Origin of the sequence: Sphingobacterium sp. SGR-19, assembly GCF_011043555.1 — a bacterium.
Classification (GTDB): domain Bacteria; phylum Bacteroidota; class Bacteroidia; order Sphingobacteriales; family Sphingobacteriaceae; genus Sphingobacterium.
Genome location: NZ_JAAKGS010000003.1, coordinates 54,294 through 72,380, shown reverse-complemented (window position 1 = coordinate 72,380; position 18,087 = coordinate 54,294). Strand labels below are relative to the sequence as shown.

The following is an 18,087-nucleotide window of genomic DNA, read 5'->3' as shown; positions in this document are numbered from 1 at the left end:
TGTTTAATTCTTGTAATAAATGGAAAAGATTGTAAATTGCGCGCTCAACGCTAAATTATTATGGAAAATAGCCCTAAACCTGGTAAAGTATGGCTGCTGGTCTTGGTAGCATCACTCGGTTATTTTGTGGATATTTATGATTTAATTATTTTTTCCATCGTGCGGGTACAATCGTTTCAGGACATTGGTATTCCGGAAGAGCAAATGCGGTCCAATGGAGAGTTTGTTTTGAACATGCAAATGGCGGGTTTGCTGCTCGGCGGAATTATCTGGGGTATTATTGCCGATAAGTTCGGACGACTAAAGGTGCTTTTCGGATCTATAGTACTCTATTCCCTGGCTAACATATATAACGGCTTTGTTCAAGATGTAAATACCTATGCATGGATTCGCTTCGTCGCGGGTATAGGACTTGCTGGAGAATTGGGCGCAGGGATTACATTGGTGAGTGAAAGTATGGACAAAGGAAAACGTGGATACGGCACGATGATCGTAGCAGGATTGGGCGTATTAGGTGCGATATTGGCCTATTATGTCTCCGAATGGTTTGACTGGAGAACGGCTTATTTTGTCGGCGGCGGTATGGGGCTTTGCCTTTTGTTGCTGCGTGTCGGAACGTTTGAATCTGGGTTATTTAAAAAACAAGATAACCAAAATGCGGTAAAAGGAAATTTATTAATGTTGTTCACCAAGAAGGAGCGCTTCCTTCGATATCTATATTGCCTTTGTATTGGGCTGCCTATCTGGTTTGTCGTGGGAGTTCTGGTCACGCAGGCGCCCGAAATCGGACGAGCTTTACAAAGTGAAGTACCGTTGAGTGCAGGTAAGGGCGTGATGTTCACTTACCTCGGGATTTCATTGGGCGATGTCTTGGCAGGCTTATTGGCACAGTGGTTCAAATCGAGAAAAAAAGTGGTCTTTATCTGTCAAATGTTAATTATTTTATTCGCCGTGTGGTACTTATCTAGTACGGGGATATCAGAAAATAAGTTTTTGTTACTGGCTTTCTTATTAGGGCTTGGCGTAGGATATTGGGCTACATTTGTTACTATTTCTGCCGAACAGTTTGGTACGAATCTACGTGCTACCGTGGCTACCACAGCACCTAATTTTGTAAGGGGGGCGTTGATCCCATCGACACTCTTATATGGTTGGCTCGTATCAAAAATGGGGATACTTTACGCGGCGATGGCTGTTACGATACTATTGTCTATAATTGCAATTTTCGCTTTGACCAGGCTGGAAGAGAGTTTCGATAAGGATTTAAATTATATGGAAGAGTAGTGCGCAAAAATTATCGTTTCGGACATTTCTTGCAACGTTTGCCCCGTTTGTATTTTTTACAGCATTTTTTAAAGACACAACATCCCAAATCTGGGTTGCTGTTTATTCCCTTTTTTATTTCGTCAAAAAAGGAATTCCCATCTTCTATATAAAATAACGAGTTCATTATCTTCTCCATCTCAGGTACAAAGATAATTGTTTAGATTGAATTTAAATAATTTTAAGTTCAACCGAAATTTCACGCGCAGCTTCATCGATGATTTTGGGGTCGTCGGTATTATTGATAATAACCAAATCGCATATTGATTTAAACGGAACTAAATATTGTTCATAGGCTGGCACGACATGATTTATCCATTTGTACATAACATCGTCGTGATCATATCCTCTTTCGATAAGATCTCGTCGCAGCCTTCTTTCCAGTGCAACAGATTCTTCTGCATCGAGAAAAATTCGATAATCCAATAGCTCATTCACCTCCTCATAATGAAAAATAAACAATCCCTCTACAATAAGAATCGGAGCTGGTTTAATTTCGAGAATTTTAGGGGTAATGTCGGGATTATTAAAGGTATACTCCTGCCGATAAACGGTATGTCCACCGAAAAGCTGTTTTATATCGTGAAAGAAAGATTCTCGATTAATAGCGGTAGGCTGGTCAAAATTATATAAACGGTTTTCTTCCTTTGTTTTGGTATTTGCAGGAATATAATAGTCGTCTTGAGAAATAAGGGTGACTTGATCGGGTTGAAAATGATCAAGAAAGCGTTTCAGAAAGAATGTTTTACCTGATCCGCTGCTGCCCGCGATACCGATAACATATGGTTTGTCCATCTATATACCTTATTGAATTTAATTACCGTAAAGGTACTCCATACGCTATTTCAATCAAAAATCTTCTATCAAGCGCACCGATATAAGCAGCAGCTGATTTTGATAGCACCACAATGGCATCTTTTGTTTCCGATGTGTCTGTGAATTTTCCCACTACTTTTGCGTATGTAACATTCCGTGTCATTGGATTGGTGATTTTTAAGATGGTGCCGATAGGAGCGGTTTTATGAAGAGCGAGGTTACTTTGACCATCCGTTTCGAGATCATTGATCCAAACACCGATGCCTTTTTCTTGTTTTTCACGGATACCGTATCGATTTGCTGCAATGATCTGCTCCGGTGTTAATTCGGTTGCGGATGATGTATCGATAGCGATAGGCTGTTCTGGAGCTTTTGGAATGGGCTCCCGATAATCTGCATTGGGAATTTTTAAGGTGATACCCTTCCGAAGAGAGTCCGACCGAAGTTCATTCATTTTTTTGATGGCCTCCACGGTCGTGCCAAATCTTCTGGAGATTGCGTACAAGGTTTCACTCTTCCCCACTTTATATGCAGTTAACACTTTAGGTTGTCCCTGCTGTTGGTCTTTCTTGGCAGGAGTGGATGAAGAAATTACTGTTGACGGAACTTCTTGTCGGCCAGTCGGAACTTTTACCGTATCGCCGGGTCTAAGACTCTTTTTATTGTTCACTTCCATAATACGATTTACCGGAATATTATATCGACGGCTCAACGCATAATATGTTTCTTTTCGCTCAATACGGTGGATAATATTTATTTCACCGTTTACGACTTCCATACCGACTGAATCTGGTGCAATGGATACCGTAAAGGGTTCATTAACGTTATAATCAACAGATTTGGCTATCAAAAAAAGGGGGGCGCATAATATCCCCATGACACCTAATTTTATAGTGGTCGAAAAAGCTTTTGTTTTTCCCATATATTTACAATTATACTAAATACGAAACAATTTTCCGTTTATTATATGACATTAAAAATATTTGATTTTCTATTTGAAAGTAGGGCTGTGGAATCATCTTGGGCATATCCGATAATAGAGATTGTGTCCATAATAAATTGGATGTATCGGCGATAGCAAGGTTTAAACGATAATGGTCATTCTCCTTGATGTGATATGACCAAAGTATACGATCTGCTGAACGGCTGATCCAAGGCAGATCTTGTATAGCCGAGTGCAGTAGATAGGAAGGTAAGGGACCGCTATAAGGAACAGGCATTTTGATCGCACTGGAATAGTCTTGCATTCTTCTTGCCTCAGAAGTCTTTTTCAGTGTTTCTATATCGATATATTCTTCAAAACCACTTTGGAAATTACGATGCCTCATTTTGATAACACCGTGGTAGGTATCTACCCAAGTGTATTCTTGCCATAGACGTCGGGGAGTGCCTGCTATATCTAAAAATAAAATACCCTCTTTCACTGGTTTTGTGTCACCAACACGTTTCAGAATGATGGTATGATGTTGGATAGCCTCCAATGTCCATTCTTTCTCATCTATTTGTTTATTTACTAGCATCTCTTTCCCTTCAAAATCAAAGACATAAAGTACGGCGCACGTCGTCTCGTTGTCACGGAGTTCAACCGCGATTTGTCGGGAGGCTGCATCTGCAACAATTTTCCATATTTGATAAGGAAAGTTTTTTTCAAATGCTTTAAATGTCGTATATTTAGTCATTACTATCGCAAGAATATGAATTCATGATGAACAAAATTACGAAATCCTTTTTTGCTTTTCTTTTAACTTTTTGTGTTATGCTTTCTGTAGCATCGGCACAAAAGATATATAAAGTGGATATCAAAGAAAATATTGGCCCAAACGCATGGCGAACCGTCAATTTGGCGCATCAGAAAGCAATAGAGCTCCAAGCTGAGACGTTTTTAATAGAATTGAATACATTTGGCGGAGCGGTAAATTTTGCGGATTCCATACGTACTAAGCTTTTAGGCTCCACTATGCATACGGTGGTGTACATCAACAACAATGCCGCTTCGGCAGGAGCGCTGATTTCATTGGCCTCGGATGAGATTTTTATGCAAAAAGGGGGAAGTATGGGGGCGGCGAGCGTTGTCAACCAAAGCGGGGAGATTATGCCGGAAAAATATCAATCTTATATGCGCGGGTTGATGCGTGCTACGGCGGAGGCGAAAGGACGTGATCCCAAAATAGCGGAAGCGTTTGTAGATCCCGAAGTTTCCATCCCTCAATTGAAACCTGATGGTAAGCTGTTGACACTAACGGCTTCAGAAGGTGTGAAGTCAGGTATTGTTCGGGCCGTCGTAGGTGATGTAGGCGAAGTCTACAAACAAATTGAAAAAGGTAATCTTGAGGTAGTGCAGCACCAAGTTACCGTAGTGGACCGTATTATTTCTTTTTTAATTAATCCAATGGTCAGTGGTTTCTTAATACTAGGGCTCATTGGAGGTATTTATTTTGAGTTACAAACGCCTGGGATCGGTTTTGCACTCGTGGTCGCTATTATATGCGGTGTGTTGTTTTTTGCGCCACTGTATTTGCAGGGATTAGCTGATCATTGGGAAATTGCGATATTTATCGTGGGCGTCGCGCTGCTGCTGTTAGAGATATTTGTTATACCCGGATTTGGTATTGCAGGCATATTAGGTATAATATGTATATTGTGTGGTCTTGCTTTCTCTATGGTAGACAATAACTTTTTTGATTTTAAATTAGCCAAACCAGGATTATTGATGGAGTCATTTTTAATTGTAACAGGAGCAATGGTGCTCTCTATTATCTTAATGGTTATTTTCGGGAAAAATATCCTAAGGTCTTCTGCCTTTAAGCGATTGGTACTCCAAGACGAACAAAAAGCTGATGTGGGATATACGTCTTCTCCACAGAAAACGAATCTGCTTTATAAAAATGGTATTGCTCGGACGGTTCTAAGACCAGCTGGTAAAATTGAGATTGATGGCGTGTGGTACGATGCCGTTGCACTAGACGGTTTTATCGATGTAGGAGAAGAGATATATGTTGAAAAACATGAAAACTATAGTCTTTTCGTGCGGAAGTTAAGGGATAAGCCGGTAAAAAGTGAAGTGTAGGCGCCTAAGCTCTACACTACCATTTCCATGCTAAAATACGGATAGCCTTTTGTCCTTGCATCATGTTGATGACTTCCACTTGGGATGCTTTGTTGTATTCCAACGTGGCGACAAGGGGTTTTAAGTTTTCTTTATTAGAAACCAAGCTTGTAGTCCAACCTAGTTGTTTTTTGAATCGCATACTCTCGTTTATCATATCGCGTACAAATTTTCTTTCACCACCTTTGCACCAGAGCTCGTTGGGATGTCCACCAAAGTTTTGTACCGGAAGCGCTTCTTCACCTTTATGTACATTGTGAAATTTTTTGGTCGTTTTTTGCCAATTTTCTTCCCGCGAAGCAAAAAAGGGAGGATTGCAAACTACTAGATCGAAATAATCTTCTTTGTTCAAAATACCCTCGAAAATGTGTTCCCGGTTTTCCTGCAGTTGAAATACGATCTTCCGCGACAATCCCTCATTGGTTTTGACTAAAGAGCGCGCATGATTGAGTGCAGCAATGTCGATATCAGTTCCTAGGAATTTCCAGCCGTATGTCCGTTCGCCCAAAATAGGATAGATGACGGAAGATCCTGTTCCGATATCCAAAACATTTATTTGAGCCCCGGTTGGGATAACACCGTCGTTATCAGCTGCAAGAAGGTCGGCAACATAGTGTATATAGTCTGCTCGCCCTGGAATAGGAGGGCAGAGGCTATTTTTCAGAATAGACCAGTTTTGTATGTTATAGTAAGCTTTTAAGAGTGCTTTATTGAGCTCAATGACTGCTTTCGGGTTAGCAAAATCGATCGATACCGTACCAAATTCAGTTTCGATGATATAATCTTTAAATCCCCGATTTGCTTCTGTTAGCTGAGGAAAATCATAACCGGATTGATGTATATTTCTGGGATGCAATACGTTCTTCTTCTTTTTAGAATCCATATACTTGTAATTTAATGCAAAGGTATTTAAATTATTGCGTGTATTTGTGAAAAGGGTATCTTTATATACAAATTAGAACATAGATATCAAGCACATGGCAGACTTCGACATGAAGCAATTTTTAAACGACAAAGTAGCGTCCTTTAACCAGCCTGCATTTATTGAAAATGACCCGATATGTATTCCTCATTTGTTTGCCAAGAAGCAGGACATCGAGATTATGGGTTTCTTCGCCGCTATTTTAGCTTGGGGGCAGCGCAAAACCATTATTAATAAATGCACAGAATTAATCGAACGGTTTGGCGGACAGCCTTCGGAATTCATCATAGGACATAAAGAAGAGGACTTGAAAAACCTTTTAGGATTCAAGCACCGTACTTTTAATGATACCGATTTGTTATATTTTGTTTCTTTTTTGCAATTCCATTACCGCCATTTCGCTTCATTAGAAGATGCTTTTCTAATTGGTAATCAATTGAATAAACCTTTTTCGATGGAGCGAAGCCTGAATGAATTTAAAGCTTATTTTTTCTCGTTACCCGATCATCCCATTCGTACCAAAAAACATATCAGTTCTCCTATGCAAAAATCCAGCTGCAAACGTTTAAATATGTTCCTGCGCTGGATGGTTCGCCAAGACGATAAAGGTGTAGATTTTGGTATATGGAATCGAATAAAACCCCGTGATCTTATCTGTCCCTGTGATGTTCATGTAGAACGCGTTGCCCGTAAATTCGGATTGATTACGTCCGATAAGGTGAATTGGAAAACCGCTGTAGAATTGACGGAAAATTTAAAGCGCTTCGATCCTGAAGATCCCGTTAAATATGATTTTGCATTGTTTGGTATTGGGGTATTAGGTGAACTTTAACCAATAAATCCACCAATCTATTGGAATACCCAAACTCATTATCATACCACCCTACGACTTTTACTAATCCGCCAACAATGGAAGTAAGCTGTGCATCAAAAATACAAGAATATGGATTATTGATGATGTCTACAGAGACAATAGGATCTTCTGTATAACAAAGAATGCCTTTTAAGGAGTCTACTGCCGCTTCTCTAAATTTAGTGTTGATTTCTTCTACTGTTGTCTGTTTCTTTAGCGTACAGGTAAAATCGGTTAATGAACCATTGAGCACAGGAACGCGTATACCTGCCCCCCCCAGTTTTCCCTCTAGATGCGGGAACACATTGGTAATTGCTTTTGCAGCACCTGTTGTTGTCGGTATAATCGATGAGGATGCTGCGCGTGCCCTACGTAAGTCCCTATGAGGAGCATCGTGTAGATTTTGATCTCCTGTCATCGAATGTACAGTAGTAATGTAGCCATCATTAATGCCCCAATTCTCATCCAAAATCTTCACCAAAGGAGCGACATTATTGGTGGTACAGGAGGCGTTTGAAAATAGGGGAGTCTGCCAATCAAATGTCAGATCGTTGACACCCAAAACGACAGTCGGAACTTCTTTGTCGGGTGAAGGAGCTGATATGATAGTTTGTGTCGCGCCGGCTTTCAAATGTAAAGAGGCTTTTTCTCTACTGGTAAAAACACCCGTTGACTCGATCACCATATCGACGCTCATTACACTCCAAGGGAGCTGTAAAGGATCTTTTTCTTTTAATACTTTGATAGATTGATCCCCGACATAAAGATGCTCTGCATCATGATGAACTGTAAATGGGAATGGTCCATGGACGGAGTCATATTTTAGCAAATGGGCTAACGTAGCAGTATCGGTCAAATCGTTGATAGCAACAATTCTGATTTCCTTTTGGAGCCCTCGGCGATAGATATTGCGTAACGTATTGCGCCCAATCCTCCCAAAGCCGTTTATCGCTACATTCATTATTTTATAAACTCAGCTATGACAAAATCAATATCCTTTTCTCCGTCCCAGTTATTTTTCAAAGCACCGTTTGCCCCGTATATGTAATTTGCTGGAAATTGTGCAGGCACATGGAATTTTTGAATAAATTCTTGGTTTCTATCATACAACACTTCGACATTCGGTTTGTCGACAAGCCCTTTGGCGAAAGTTTCCAGAAATGAAGCCATAAGTGAAGGATCATTCATGGAAATGAAATACAGGTTGACGTCTTTTAGTTTTTCATAATTCTTAGCTAAAAGTCCAGTCTCTTGTTGACAATGACCACAACTTGGATCGAAAAGGATAAATACCGTATTTCTGTTGGCAGGTATATCCTCATTCGTAAATCCTATCCCTGACTTGACTTTGTAGAATTTAAAGTCCGGCAACTGCTTAGCAGGTTCTTTTGCCATGGGTACGATTGGCTGTGAGGTTGTAGCGGCTTGTCGTTCGTGTTGGTCCACTTGGTGGTCTGTCGTATGCTGTGCATTTCCTGCATCATTGTTGTTAGACTGGCATGCACTGAATAAGGCGCATGTGCTGATAGCGATACTAGTGATCAAAAATTTCATTCTACAATTATATTTGCGCACCAAAGCTAGGAAAAATTGTGTCAATCAACTAGTCGAAATGATTAAATGATGATAAAATGATGAGTTAAAAAAAAGGCTTCTGACAATTAGAAGCCTTTTGAGTCGTTAACAAGATAGTTGTATATGCTAGGGAGTAATCACTTTCGCTTTTTCTGGCTTTTGCTCTACAGCATTTTTGCCTTTCCTAAGATCATAAACAGAAGGCGCAGCAAGGAAAATAGAGGAATAAGTACCCACTACTATACCAATTAATATGGCGAAAGAAAATCCTCTGATTACCTCTCCACCAAAAACAAACAATACAGCCAACACAAAGATGATGGTCAATGATGTAATGATGGTGCGGCTTAAGGTGGAGTTGATCGCGTTATTAATCGTATCACCAAAATTTTCCTTGTGTGCAGAAGGTTTATTCAAGTATTCCCGTAAACGGTCGAATACAACTACCGTATCATTTACGGAATAAGCAATGACGGTTAAGATTGCTGCCACGAAATGCTGGTCTATATCTAATGAGAATGGAACAATACCATCTAAAATAGAGAAAAGACCCAATAAAATAATCGCATCGTGGATAGTTGATATTGCAGCACCGATAGAATACTGCCATTTTTGGAAACGTACTAAAATATAGCCAGCAATAATTAATACGGAGAATACAGCCGACCATATCGCTCTATCTTTTATATCGGTTGCGATACTTGGACCTACTTTTTGCGAAGATAGGATCTCGTAGCTATTGCCGTCAATTTTGGACAGTCCGTCGTTCAATTTTGCTAATACTTCTGCATCCGCTTCATCACTTGTTTCCTCTATATGGTATGTTGTTGTAACGCGAACTTGATTTTCGCTACCAAAAGTTTTGACCTCAGTTGTCAAACCAAATACTTCGTCAAGGTTTTGACGTACGTCCTCTAAATCAACCGCTTTTTCATAAGCTACAGTGTAGGTACGTCCGCCGCTGAAATCAACGCCTAACGTGAAGCCTTTGGTAAGGATTGCCGCAATAGAGATTATAGAAGCGATAACGGAGATGCCATAATATAGCTTCCGTTTTTTAATAAATTTAAAATTTGCATTTTTTAACGTATTTGCAGACCAAGGAAATGATACCGATATTTTCCAATCCTTGGACAACATGTATTCGAAAATCAAGCGAGAAATAAAGATAGACGTAAACAATGAGGTAATGATACCAATCATCAACGTCGTGGCAAATCCTAAGATAGGCCCGCTACCAAAGAAAAATAATACAAGACCTACGAGGAATGTTGTTATTTGAGAGTCTAGGATGGAAGGCATGGCATTTTTATAACCGTCGGCAATTGCTTGTCGGATGGATTTGCCCAATCCCAGTTCTTCTCGGATTCGTTCGTATATCAAAACGTTGGCGTCTACCGCGGTTCCCATGGTCAACACGATACCGGCAATACCAGGTAACGTCAGTACCGCGTTTAGCGAGGCCAAGATTCCCATCAAGAAGAATACGTTAAACAATACGGCGATATTCGCTGCTAAACCAGCACGATTATAATATACAACCATGAATGCCATGACCACGATTAAAGCAATAACAGAAGAATTTACGCCGGCATCAATAGCTGCCTGTCCCAGTGACGGGCCAACTATTGCCTCCTCTACAATTTTCGCCGTAGTCGGAAGACGACCAGCTTTTAAAACATTAGCTAAGTCTTTTGTGTCCTCAATCGTAAAATTACCGGATATAGAAGAATTTCCGTTTGGAATTTCCTCGTTTACGCCGGGGGCAGAGTATACCACACCATCTAGTACGATCGCAATGGCAGCGTTGTTATTCTGTGCCGCTTGCGCTGTAATCCTCCGCCATTGACGAGCCCCTTCGGTATTCATAGACATGGAAACAACCGGTTGATTCTTTTCATTAAAATCATCCCGTGCATCTGTAATGACATCACCCGTTAAGACTGGTCCATTTTCGGGACCCGATGTTTTGATCGCATATAAGGAAAGGAAGTTTGGTGTTCTTTGTTCGGGCTTCACAGACCATAAGAATTTTAAATTCCCAGGGATGTTAGCTTTAACTTCCGGACGATTTAGGTATTCGTTAACGCGAGCCGTATCTTTTAGGTTCGCCATACCAACCATCGCACCTGGAGTTAGGTTTGGTTGGCCATTTTGCTCCATATACGTGGCAGGGTTCAAAACTGCAAACAACGGATTGCTTGCTGCTAGTTCCGCAGAGATTCCAGCAGTATCAGTACTATCTTTAGGAGCAGCCCCTAAATTAGCTAGTAAATTGTCATCATTGACTTTAGCCGTACTATCTGTAACAGTCGAATCGTTTGAAACCGTTGTAGCCGAAGCTGAGGTCGATGATGCCGAGGATTTTAGCGAGTTAGCCAAAATATTATTAAGGTTTTCCAGCAATGGATATACCTGATAATTATCATGTGTTTCATAAAATTCCAGCTTGGCCGAACCCTGCAGGAGTTTGCGCACACGTTCTTGATCGTTTACTCCCGGCAATTCAATCAAGATACGGTTAGTGCCTTGCTGAATCTGGATGTTTGGTGACGCAACACCGAATTTATCGATACGCGTACGTAATACTTTAAACGAATTTTCGATAGCATTGTCCGCCTCTTTATTTAAGAAGCTACGTACTTCGTTGTCCGAGCTAGTTCCTTTAATAAGGGAGGCATTGTCTGTTGTCGCGAAGAAAGTCGCTAAAGGTGTTCCTGCTCCCGAAGCTTTATATTCTTCGACGAAGAGTTCTACCACACCTCTGTTTACGGATTTACTCTTTTGAACAGCAGATTCAAGCGCTTTATTGAAGTTTTCATCTTTTGGGTTATTTGCCAAATTCCTTATGAGTTCGTCCAATGATATTTCCATTGTGACGTTCATCCCACCTTTAAGGTCGAGACCCAGTGCTAATTCATGTGCCTTAGCCTCTCTGTAAGTGAACTTAGCTAATCCTAAATTGTAAACTTCCTCACCAGCTATGGAATCCAGATATGCCTTTTCTTTGGCCATATCGCCTTTCGCATATTCCGCAGCGTCTCGTTCTACTTTTCTTGTAACAAATGTGAATGATAGGGAATAGAGGCATGCTATTGACACCACTACCACCAAAAATTTAATCAGCCCTTTACTCTGCATTGTCTGTCTTCGTGTATTTGTTTGTAGTTTATATAATCTTATTTGCGATTTAGCTTAATAATACTTAACCAAGATTCGCAAAGGTATAAAAATTTTGTAGAAAGAAAACAAATTCGCATACTTATGCAAACAAAAATTACAATTTGAAAAGTAAAGGAACTTTTATAAAATTGTTGTTGGCACATAGAAGAGCCCAGGAGCGCTCGCCAAATTCTCTAATGTGATCTTGATTTTCATGGATGATAGGGGATAGGGAAATATTATAGTTAGAACAAAGAAAGCTGACATCCCGGCATAAGTGGAGCAGGTTTTTTGAGCTTCCCAAAAACTGTCCTTCCACCATATTTCCATGAATTTTTACGCTCTTGCTCTATAACTTGCTGTACATCAAATTTTGGCGTAAAATTGGCTTCCGCTTGCAGCACGATTTTGTGTAATTTACTGATCGCCTTTAATTTGTCGGTATTACCAAGTTTAGATTTTTCGATGCCTTTCCGCAAAACTTGTATGCTATCGTCATAGATATCGATTGGTACAGGGAAAGGATGGCCATCTTTGCCTCCGTGTGCGAACGAGAAACGGGCGGGATCCTGAAACCTTGACGGAGCGCCGTGTATCACTTCGCTTACCAGCGCGAGGGACTGCATCGTGCGTGGCCCTACACCTTGCAGCATTAAAAGATCCTCGAACGTATTGGGCTGTAATTCACGAGTTACGTAGAGTAGTGCGCCCAATTTTTTAAGGTCTACATCAGAAGAATTGACATCATGGTGCCCGGGCAAGATCAAGCGAGCAAAATCCTGTATAACCTTTACCGAATCCTCACGTGAAATATTTAGGATACCCTTCCGGCTATTGGCAGCTTCTGTAGCCGTAAGATTTAATATGTGTCCCTGTGGAATTCCATTGATGCCCGTATGTGGTTCTTCAATAAATGATTTTAGATTTTCCGAGTGCCAATGGTATCTTCTGGCAGTGCCGTCTCGATCATGCATACCTTGTTGCACGACTGCCCAGCTCCCGTTGTCCGCGACAATAAAATTGTGCAGGTATAATTGATAACCATCCTGTATGGCTGTGTTGTCTACTTTGGCGGACAATTTGCTAGCATTCACAAGCTGATCACCCGCTAACCCTGTTCGATCGGCAATCCGTAGCAGTTCCGTAGGCGTATCGCGCGAGAGCTTGCCCTTACCCCCACATATGTAGATTCCTAGCGATGATGCTGCCGGATTTATAGAGCGTTTTAGAGCGCCCATGACCGACGTGGTAATTCCAGAGGAATGCCAATCCATGCCCATCACAGCCCCAAAGCTTTGGAACCAAAATGGATCGGCTAATTTCCGTAAGACTTCCTCTTTACCATAATCGATCAAAATGGCTTCGATTATCGAAAATCCTAAAGCAGACATGCGTTCATACAGCCACGGTGGAACTTTTCCATAGTGTAAGGGGAGATCTGCTGTTCCTGACCGTTTCATTTTGCTAAATTGTTTAGTGCAAATTTAGACAAAATCCATTGTATTCAATAATGTTTCATTTAGTCATTTTTGTTAGCTGTCAAGAAAACGACTATAAAAAGAACTTATATCAACAGTAAATACACGCACAAATTTGAACTTATTAGTCTTGTTGCGGCACGTAAGCAACCCGCGTCTTGGATAAACTCTCTGGAAATTGGGTTCGGATATAGTCAATCATCTGTTCCCTCACAAAGCATCGGAGATCAAAAGCCTGCCCCGAGTTACGGCAACTCATCAAACATCGGATTTCCATCGTCCGTTCTTTAAGATCCGTGACCTGTAAAACGTTGACCTTTCGATCCCACAGCGGATGGCTCTCAAGAAGTTCAGTTAGTTTGTCACGCAGTAGCTGTACTGGAACCGTAAAATCGGTATAAATAAAAACAGTCCCCAGTATTTCAGCCGTTGTTCTTGTCCAATTTTGAAAAGGCTTTTCAATAAAGTAATTAATTGGAAGCACTAAACGGCGTTTATCCCATATATTGACGACTACATAGGTAAGGTTAATTTCTTCAACTTTACCCCATTCCCCTTCTACAACCAATACGTCGTCCATACGGATAGGCTGCGTAAATGCTATCTGAAAACCAGCTAAAAGATTACCTAAAGACTTCTGTGCAGCAAATCCTATGATAATACCTCCTATACCGACCCCGGTCAATAGGCCGGCGCCGACCTTACGCATGCTCTCGAAACTAAGAAGAATAATCGCCAGAGTGACAATGATGATAATCGTTATAACGAGTTTTCGGATAAATACGATCTGTGTCCGTATTTTCCGTTCGCGAAGGTTGTTTTCCTTGTTTACGTCGAACCGATGGTATAGATAATCTTCGAACACTTTGATAGCTCTTATCAGGATGATAGCAAAACAAACAACCAGTAAGATCTCTGCAGCCGCAGATAAAATTTGATGGGTGGCTGAATTTAGTCGCGTAATCGGCAGTAGGCCGTTGAATAAAAGTAAAGGGATGAAAACGCTCAAAATCTGGTTGAAGTGCTTTACGAACGATCGGAATAAAGAATATGACGTTTGGGCAACCGCTGCCCTTCGGACTAAAGGAATGAGGAGCGCCTTGATGAGGAATCCGAGAAAGATCGACAGCAAAATGAGCATAAAGTTCCATAACCAACTAGGCATTGTTTGTGATAGATGGACCAATTTTTCTGTCATCATGATGCTTAAGATTTTATAGATACTACCATATAGTGTTACACTGAATATAACGGTGGTATCCAAATATCGTTTGCTTTATCTTTTATTTCCTGTCCAATCCTTTTTGTTAGCTATCGCCAACCCAACCCAGGCGCCACATGTTCTAAAATGGAAGAAAGCACGTGTACATTATAATCTACTCCCAAAGTATTGGGAATAGTTAGGAGCAAAGTGTCAGCTTCTTGGATAGCTTCATCCATGGCCAGTTCTTTGATAAGTTGATCCGGTTCGGCAGCATAACTCCTTCCGAAGATAGCCCGTTTGTTGGGTTCAATCATACCTACTTTATCTCCTCTACTAGCTTCATGACCAAAATAATATCTGTCTTGATCGCTCACCAGTGCAAAAATCGAACGACTTACGGACACTCTAGGATCTCGTATATGTCCGGCTTCTTTCCAGGCCTTTTTGAATAACCTGATCTGTTCGGCCTGCTGTATATGAAATGGCTTTCCGCTTTCGTCGTCTTTTAATGTAGAACTTTGGAGGTTCATGCCTTTTTGAGCAGCCCAAATAGCGGTAGCGTTTGAACCTGCTCCCCACCAGATGCGATCGCGCAATCCTTCCGAATGGGGTTCTAATCGTAATAGTCCCGGTGGGTTTGGAAACATGGGATTAGGATTAGGTTGAGCAAACCCGATGCCTGTTAATTTTTCAAGAAATTCTAAACCTTTTTGACGCCCCATGTCGGCATCAGTTTCATCTTGGGTAGGCTCATATCCGAAATAGCGCCATCCGTCGATTACCTGTTCGGGCGACCCCCTGCTAATACCCAATTGTAAACGACCACCTGAAATTAGATCGGCTGCTCCGGCATCTTCGATCATGTATAAGGGATTTTCGTAGCGCATATCAATCACGCCAGTGCCAATTTCAATTTTATGAGTTTTGGCGCCTATTGCGGCCAATAGGGGAAAAGGGGAAGCCAACTGCTTGGCAAAATGGTGTACACGGAAATATGCTCCATCTAAGCCGATTTCTTCTGCCGCTACTGCCAAGTCTATAGATTGGAGCAAGGTGTCGCTCGCAGTACGGGTGTTATATGCTGGATGGCTGTCCCAATGTCCAAAGGATAAAAAACCTATTTTTTTCATAATTCCACAGCGAATTTGATGAGGTACTAAAATAATAAAATAAACTTGCGGCGCCACGAAGCTAGAATAAAAAAATCCTGAAGCGGGGAGCTTCAGGATTTCTACTAACTAACCAATTATTAACCTAAATTATGAATTGCCAAAATGATTGCAATTCTTGTGCCTAAGCTTTTGATTTAATATTGATTTAACATCTCTTAACAAAAATAAGTGCTGCTTACAAAAATACCGTATGTAATGACGAATGAACAAGATCTGTTTCATAATGTATAATCCAATGGGACAACGTATATTTGTATCAAAACCATAATGTAAAAATGGAGACATAATATGATAACATTTAAACAAGAAGAAGATCAACGTAGAGGAAAATTTGTCATTTTAGAGGATGACATTCCCGCAGGGGAGATGACCTATGTATGGGCTGGTGCGAATAAGTTCATCATTGACCATACTGAGATTTACGAGGCATTTAATGGTAAGGGTTATGGTAAACAGTTAGTCATGAAAGGAATAGCGTACGCTCGAGAAAAAGGGGTAAAAATCTTACCACTATGTCCCTATGCGAAGAAAGTTATGGAACGTGACGACAGTTTAGGTGACGTGATTTTTCGATAGCCGATTTAAAATCCGAAAGCTAACGCACCACCGTCTACACTAAAGTCCTGCCCCGTGATGTAAGTGGCAGCCGGCGAAGCCAAAAAGCACGTCATTGCGGCCAACTCCTCCGGACGGCCGAAACGATGTAGCGGCATTCTATTTAATATTTTTGCTTTTCGGTCGGCATCCATTACCTGTTGATTCATAAGCGACGGAAACCAACCCGGAGATATGGAATTCACGAGAATATTATCGTCGCTCCATTCTATCGCTAATCCCCTTGTGATTCCTAGAACTGCAGACTTTGAAGATGAATATGGAACGACTTCAGAAAAACCAAGATATGATGCCATAGAAGCAATATTGATAATTCTTCCGACATGCGCAGATTTTTTTAAAAAGGGATACGCCGCCTGTGCGCACCAGAAAACACCGTCTATATTTACCGCATGGATAGATTGCCATTTTTCTTCATTGATTTCTTCTGCTCGCACGCGTTGTGTTATGCCAGCATTATTTACCAAAACGTCTATGCCTCCGGATGCTCCAATATTGCTAAACTTGCCACGGATATCCGATAAAGAAGAAACGTCAAGGTTGTCAAAATAGATATTTTTGGGAATAGCCATATCTACTTCTACTTTTGGCATTCCGGTTCTGCTTAATGCAAAGACTGTCGCACCGCAATTAGCCAATGCAATAGCTTGATGTAGGCCTAGGCCACTGGAAGCGCCCGTAACAACCACTCGCAGCCCTTTTAAAGAATAGATTTTTTCAAGGTAGTTCATAAGTTATAGTTCGTTTAGAAAACTGTCTTTGAAAGTAAAACCCCATCCCGGCCGGTTATGAGGTAGCGCCATTCCGTTATCAATTTTCAATGGGTTGTCGATCAGTGGATCTACCCAGTCAAATGATTCCGCACCTTTCCCATTACTAATCGTGCATAACAAGGGGACGTCGTAGTCCTTATAGTAATGTGGTAGCACCGGAATGTGATTGGATTTAGCGAGCGCTGCACTATCGCGCCACGCCTCCACGCCACCCAAACGCAGAATATCGGGTTGCCATATATCGATAGCATTCCGGCTAATCAACTCTCGGAGCGGCAATGAACTATATTCTCTTTCGCCCATTGCGATCGATATTCCAGCTTGGTTACGCAACAGTTGATATCCTTGAAAGTCGTTATGGTCAATTGGTTCTTCAAACCAATTTATATCTAATTTTAGAGCAGCCCTCGCTAAAGATAGCGCCTCGGGCACTTTCATACCTTGGTTTGCGTCCATCATAATGGCAATATCTTTTCCTACCGCTTCGCGAACATAACATAATCGTTCCAGGTCTTCCTTCCAGTCCGGTTTTCCTACCTTGATCTTTACAGCTTTAAAGCCTCTTTTTTTGTAATCGTTAACTTCCGCAATAAGCTCATCGACCGTATAAGAGCTCCACCCTCCACTTCCATATATTGGGACCCGGGAAGCCGATCCTCCTAAAATTTTCCAAACCGGCTGTTGTAGTGCTTTACTCCATGCATCCCACATCGCTAAGTTAAAAGCAGCTTGTGCCCATCTGTTAACACCCTCGATCCCAAAGTATTCATTTTGTGCACTTATCCGCTCAAAACAACCAACTGTATTGTGTACCTCCTCTCCGATAAGCATCTCACCAACGTCTTTTAAAGCCCCAACAATCGCCCTCGGACTATACTGGAAGCTTAAAAGATAAGATTCTCCCATTACTCCGGATACGGTCTCAATGCGTAATACGACGAAAGAAATCTCTGTCAGTTTGTGTGTAGCGTCGGCTATCGGCTTATCTAAAGCAGCCTTTGCCTTGAATATACTGTATTGTTTGATTTTCATATATAAATATGCTAAAATGGCAAACTAAGGTAGGTTATCTAACACGGAGATGCGTC

At 41.2% G+C, this 18,087-nt stretch carries 16 protein-coding genes; 4 read left to right on the top strand and 12 right to left on the bottom strand.

Annotated elements, in window-relative coordinates:
• Window positions 1–60 precede the first annotated feature (60 nt).
• Complete coding sequence (locus G5B43_RS07785; protein WP_165294177.1) at window positions 61–1,284, top strand: MFS transporter; 1,224 nt, start codon at window positions 61–63, stop codon at window positions 1,282–1,284.
• Between the two features lie 210 nt (window positions 1,285–1,494).
• Here G5B43_RS07785 and G5B43_RS07780 read toward each other — a convergent pair whose 3' ends face one another.
• Genes G5B43_RS07780 through G5B43_RS07770 form a run of 3 tightly spaced genes read right to left on the bottom strand, consistent with a single transcriptional unit; the run spans window position 1,495 to window position 3,818 of the window.
• Entirely contained in the window at window positions 1,495–2,118 is a 624-nt protein-coding gene (locus G5B43_RS07780; protein WP_165294176.1) for a uridine kinase, read from the bottom strand.
• 22 nt (window positions 2,119–2,140) lie between these two features.
• Window positions 2,141–3,061: a LysM peptidoglycan-binding domain-containing protein gene (locus tag G5B43_RS07775; protein WP_240904803.1), complete on the bottom strand. Its 921-nt coding sequence runs from the start codon at window positions 3,059–3,061 to the stop codon at window positions 2,141–2,143.
• A 10-nt stretch (window positions 3,062–3,071) separates the two neighbouring features.
• Window positions 3,072–3,818 carry a hypothetical protein gene (locus G5B43_RS07770; protein WP_165294175.1) on the bottom strand — a complete coding sequence of 249 codons (747 nt, stop codon included), beginning with the start codon at window positions 3,816–3,818 and terminating at the stop codon, window positions 3,072–3,074.
• Window positions 3,819–3,841: 23 nt separating this feature from the next.
• Here G5B43_RS07770 and G5B43_RS07765 point away from each other — a divergent pair, with 23 nt between their 5' ends.
• Window positions 3,842–5,206, top strand: coding sequence for an NfeD family protein (locus G5B43_RS07765; protein WP_240904802.1), 1,365 nt, complete (start codon window positions 3,842–3,844; stop codon window positions 5,204–5,206).
• Between the two features lie 16 nt (window positions 5,207–5,222).
• Here G5B43_RS07765 and rlmF read toward each other — a convergent pair whose 3' ends face one another.
• Window positions 5,223–6,128, bottom strand: coding sequence for a 23S rRNA (adenine(1618)-N(6))-methyltransferase RlmF (rlmF, locus tag G5B43_RS07760; protein WP_165294174.1), 906 nt, complete (start codon window positions 6,126–6,128; stop codon window positions 5,223–5,225).
• A 109-nt stretch (window positions 6,129–6,237) separates the two neighbouring features.
• Between rlmF and G5B43_RS07755 the strand changes: the two genes are divergently transcribed.
• Entirely contained in the window at window positions 6,238–6,999 is a 762-nt protein-coding gene (locus G5B43_RS07755; protein ID WP_240904801.1) for a TIGR02757 family protein, read from the top strand.
• Here the strand turns inward: G5B43_RS07755 and gap are convergent.
• The 6 genes from gap to G5B43_RS07725 form a co-directional block, all read right to left on the bottom strand.
• Window positions 6,950–7,981, bottom strand: a complete 1,032-nt coding sequence (gap, locus tag G5B43_RS07750) for a type I glyceraldehyde-3-phosphate dehydrogenase (protein ID WP_206367285.1) — start codon at window positions 7,979–7,981, stop codon at window positions 6,950–6,952. The two genes, G5B43_RS07755 and gap, sit on opposite strands and share 50 nt — an antisense overlap.
• A complete protein-coding gene (locus G5B43_RS07745) occupies window positions 7,981–8,574 on the bottom strand; it encodes a redoxin domain-containing protein (protein WP_165294172.1) in 594 nt (197 codons plus the stop codon). Before G5B43_RS07745 ends, gap begins: the two co-directional genes overlap by 1 nt.
• Before the next feature lie 147 nt (window positions 8,575–8,721).
• Complete coding sequence (secDF, locus tag G5B43_RS07740) at window positions 8,722–11,736, bottom strand: protein translocase subunit SecDF (protein WP_165294171.1); 3,015 nt, start codon at window positions 11,734–11,736, stop codon at window positions 8,722–8,724.
• A gap of 266 nt (window positions 11,737–12,002) precedes the next feature.
• Window positions 12,003–13,217, bottom strand: coding sequence for a DUF763 domain-containing protein (locus G5B43_RS07735; protein ID WP_165294170.1), 1,215 nt, complete (start codon window positions 13,215–13,217; stop codon window positions 12,003–12,005).
• 142 nt (window positions 13,218–13,359) lie between these two features.
• Complete coding sequence (locus G5B43_RS07730; protein ID WP_240904800.1) at window positions 13,360–14,436, bottom strand: mechanosensitive ion channel family protein; 1,077 nt, start codon at window positions 14,434–14,436, stop codon at window positions 13,360–13,362.
• A gap of 110 nt (window positions 14,437–14,546) precedes the next feature.
• A complete protein-coding gene (locus tag G5B43_RS07725; protein WP_165294169.1) occupies window positions 14,547–15,569 on the bottom strand; it encodes an LLM class flavin-dependent oxidoreductase in 1,023 nt (340 codons plus the stop codon).
• A gap of 330 nt (window positions 15,570–15,899) precedes the next feature.
• Here G5B43_RS07725 and G5B43_RS07720 point away from each other — a divergent pair, with 330 nt between their 5' ends.
• Complete coding sequence (locus tag G5B43_RS07720; RefSeq protein ID WP_206367284.1) at window positions 15,900–16,187, top strand: GNAT family N-acetyltransferase; 288 nt, start codon at window positions 15,900–15,902, stop codon at window positions 16,185–16,187.
• A 5-nt stretch (window positions 16,188–16,192) separates the two neighbouring features.
• On the opposite strand, the gene G5B43_RS07715 is transcribed toward G5B43_RS07720, so the two are convergent.
• Both G5B43_RS07715 and G5B43_RS07710 read right to left on the bottom strand, forming a co-directional pair.
• Window positions 16,193–16,957 (bottom strand): SDR family NAD(P)-dependent oxidoreductase, encoded by a 765-nt coding sequence (locus G5B43_RS07715; protein ID WP_165294168.1) that lies wholly within the window; start codon window positions 16,955–16,957, stop codon window positions 16,193–16,195.
• Between the two features lie 3 nt (window positions 16,958–16,960).
• Entirely contained in the window at window positions 16,961–18,031 is a 1,071-nt protein-coding gene (locus G5B43_RS07710) for a mandelate racemase/muconate lactonizing enzyme family protein (RefSeq protein ID WP_165294167.1), read from the bottom strand.
• Between the last annotated feature and the right edge of the window lie 56 nt (window positions 18,032–18,087).

What these genes read in the sequence shown, in the direction of transcription:
- G5B43_RS07785 (WP_165294177.1), top strand. Translation starts at nt 61, where the DNA reads ATGGAAAATAGCCCTAAACCTGGTAAAGTATGGCTGCTGGTCTTGGTA.
- G5B43_RS07780 (WP_165294176.1), bottom strand. Translation starts at nt 2,118, where the DNA reads ATGGACAAACCATATGTTATCGGTATCGCGGGCAGCAGCGGATCAGGT.
- G5B43_RS07775 (WP_240904803.1), bottom strand. Translation starts at nt 3,061, where the DNA reads ATGGGAAAAACAAAAGCTTTTTCGACCACTATAAAATTAGGTGTCATG.
- G5B43_RS07770 (WP_165294175.1), bottom strand. Translation starts at nt 3,818, where the DNA reads ATGACTAAATATACGACATTTAAAGCATTTGAAAAAAACTTTCCTTAT.
- G5B43_RS07765 (WP_240904802.1), top strand. Translation starts at nt 3,842, where the DNA reads ATGATGAACAAAATTACGAAATCCTTTTTTGCTTTTCTTTTAACTTTT.
- rlmF (WP_165294174.1), bottom strand. Translation starts at nt 6,128, where the DNA reads ATGGATTCTAAAAAGAAGAAGAACGTATTGCATCCCAGAAATATACAT.
- G5B43_RS07755 (WP_240904801.1), top strand. Translation starts at nt 6,238, where the DNA reads ATGAAGCAATTTTTAAACGACAAAGTAGCGTCCTTTAACCAGCCTGCA.
- gap (WP_206367285.1), bottom strand. Translation starts at nt 7,981, where the DNA reads ATGAATGTAGCGATAAACGGCTTTGGGAGGATTGGGCGCAATACGTTA.
- G5B43_RS07745 (WP_165294172.1), bottom strand. Translation starts at nt 8,574, where the DNA reads ATGAAATTTTTGATCACTAGTATCGCTATCAGCACATGCGCCTTATTC.
- secDF (WP_165294171.1), bottom strand. Translation starts at nt 11,736, where the DNA reads ATGCAGAGTAAAGGGCTGATTAAATTTTTGGTGGTAGTGGTGTCAATA.
- G5B43_RS07735 (WP_165294170.1), bottom strand. Translation starts at nt 13,217, where the DNA reads ATGAAACGGTCAGGAACAGCAGATCTCCCCTTACACTATGGAAAAGTT.
- G5B43_RS07730 (WP_240904800.1), bottom strand. Translation starts at nt 14,436, where the DNA reads ATGATGACAGAAAAATTGGTCCATCTATCACAAACAATGCCTAGTTGG.
- G5B43_RS07725 (WP_165294169.1), bottom strand. Translation starts at nt 15,569, where the DNA reads ATGAAAAAAATAGGTTTTTTATCCTTTGGACATTGGGACAGCCATCCA.
- G5B43_RS07720 (WP_206367284.1), top strand. Translation starts at nt 15,900, where the DNA reads ATGATAACATTTAAACAAGAAGAAGATCAACGTAGAGGAAAATTTGTC.
- G5B43_RS07715 (WP_165294168.1), bottom strand. Translation starts at nt 16,957, where the DNA reads ATGAACTACCTTGAAAAAATCTATTCTTTAAAAGGGCTGCGAGTGGTT.
- G5B43_RS07710 (WP_165294167.1), bottom strand. Translation starts at nt 18,031, where the DNA reads ATGAAAATCAAACAATACAGTATATTCAAGGCAAAGGCTGCTTTAGAT.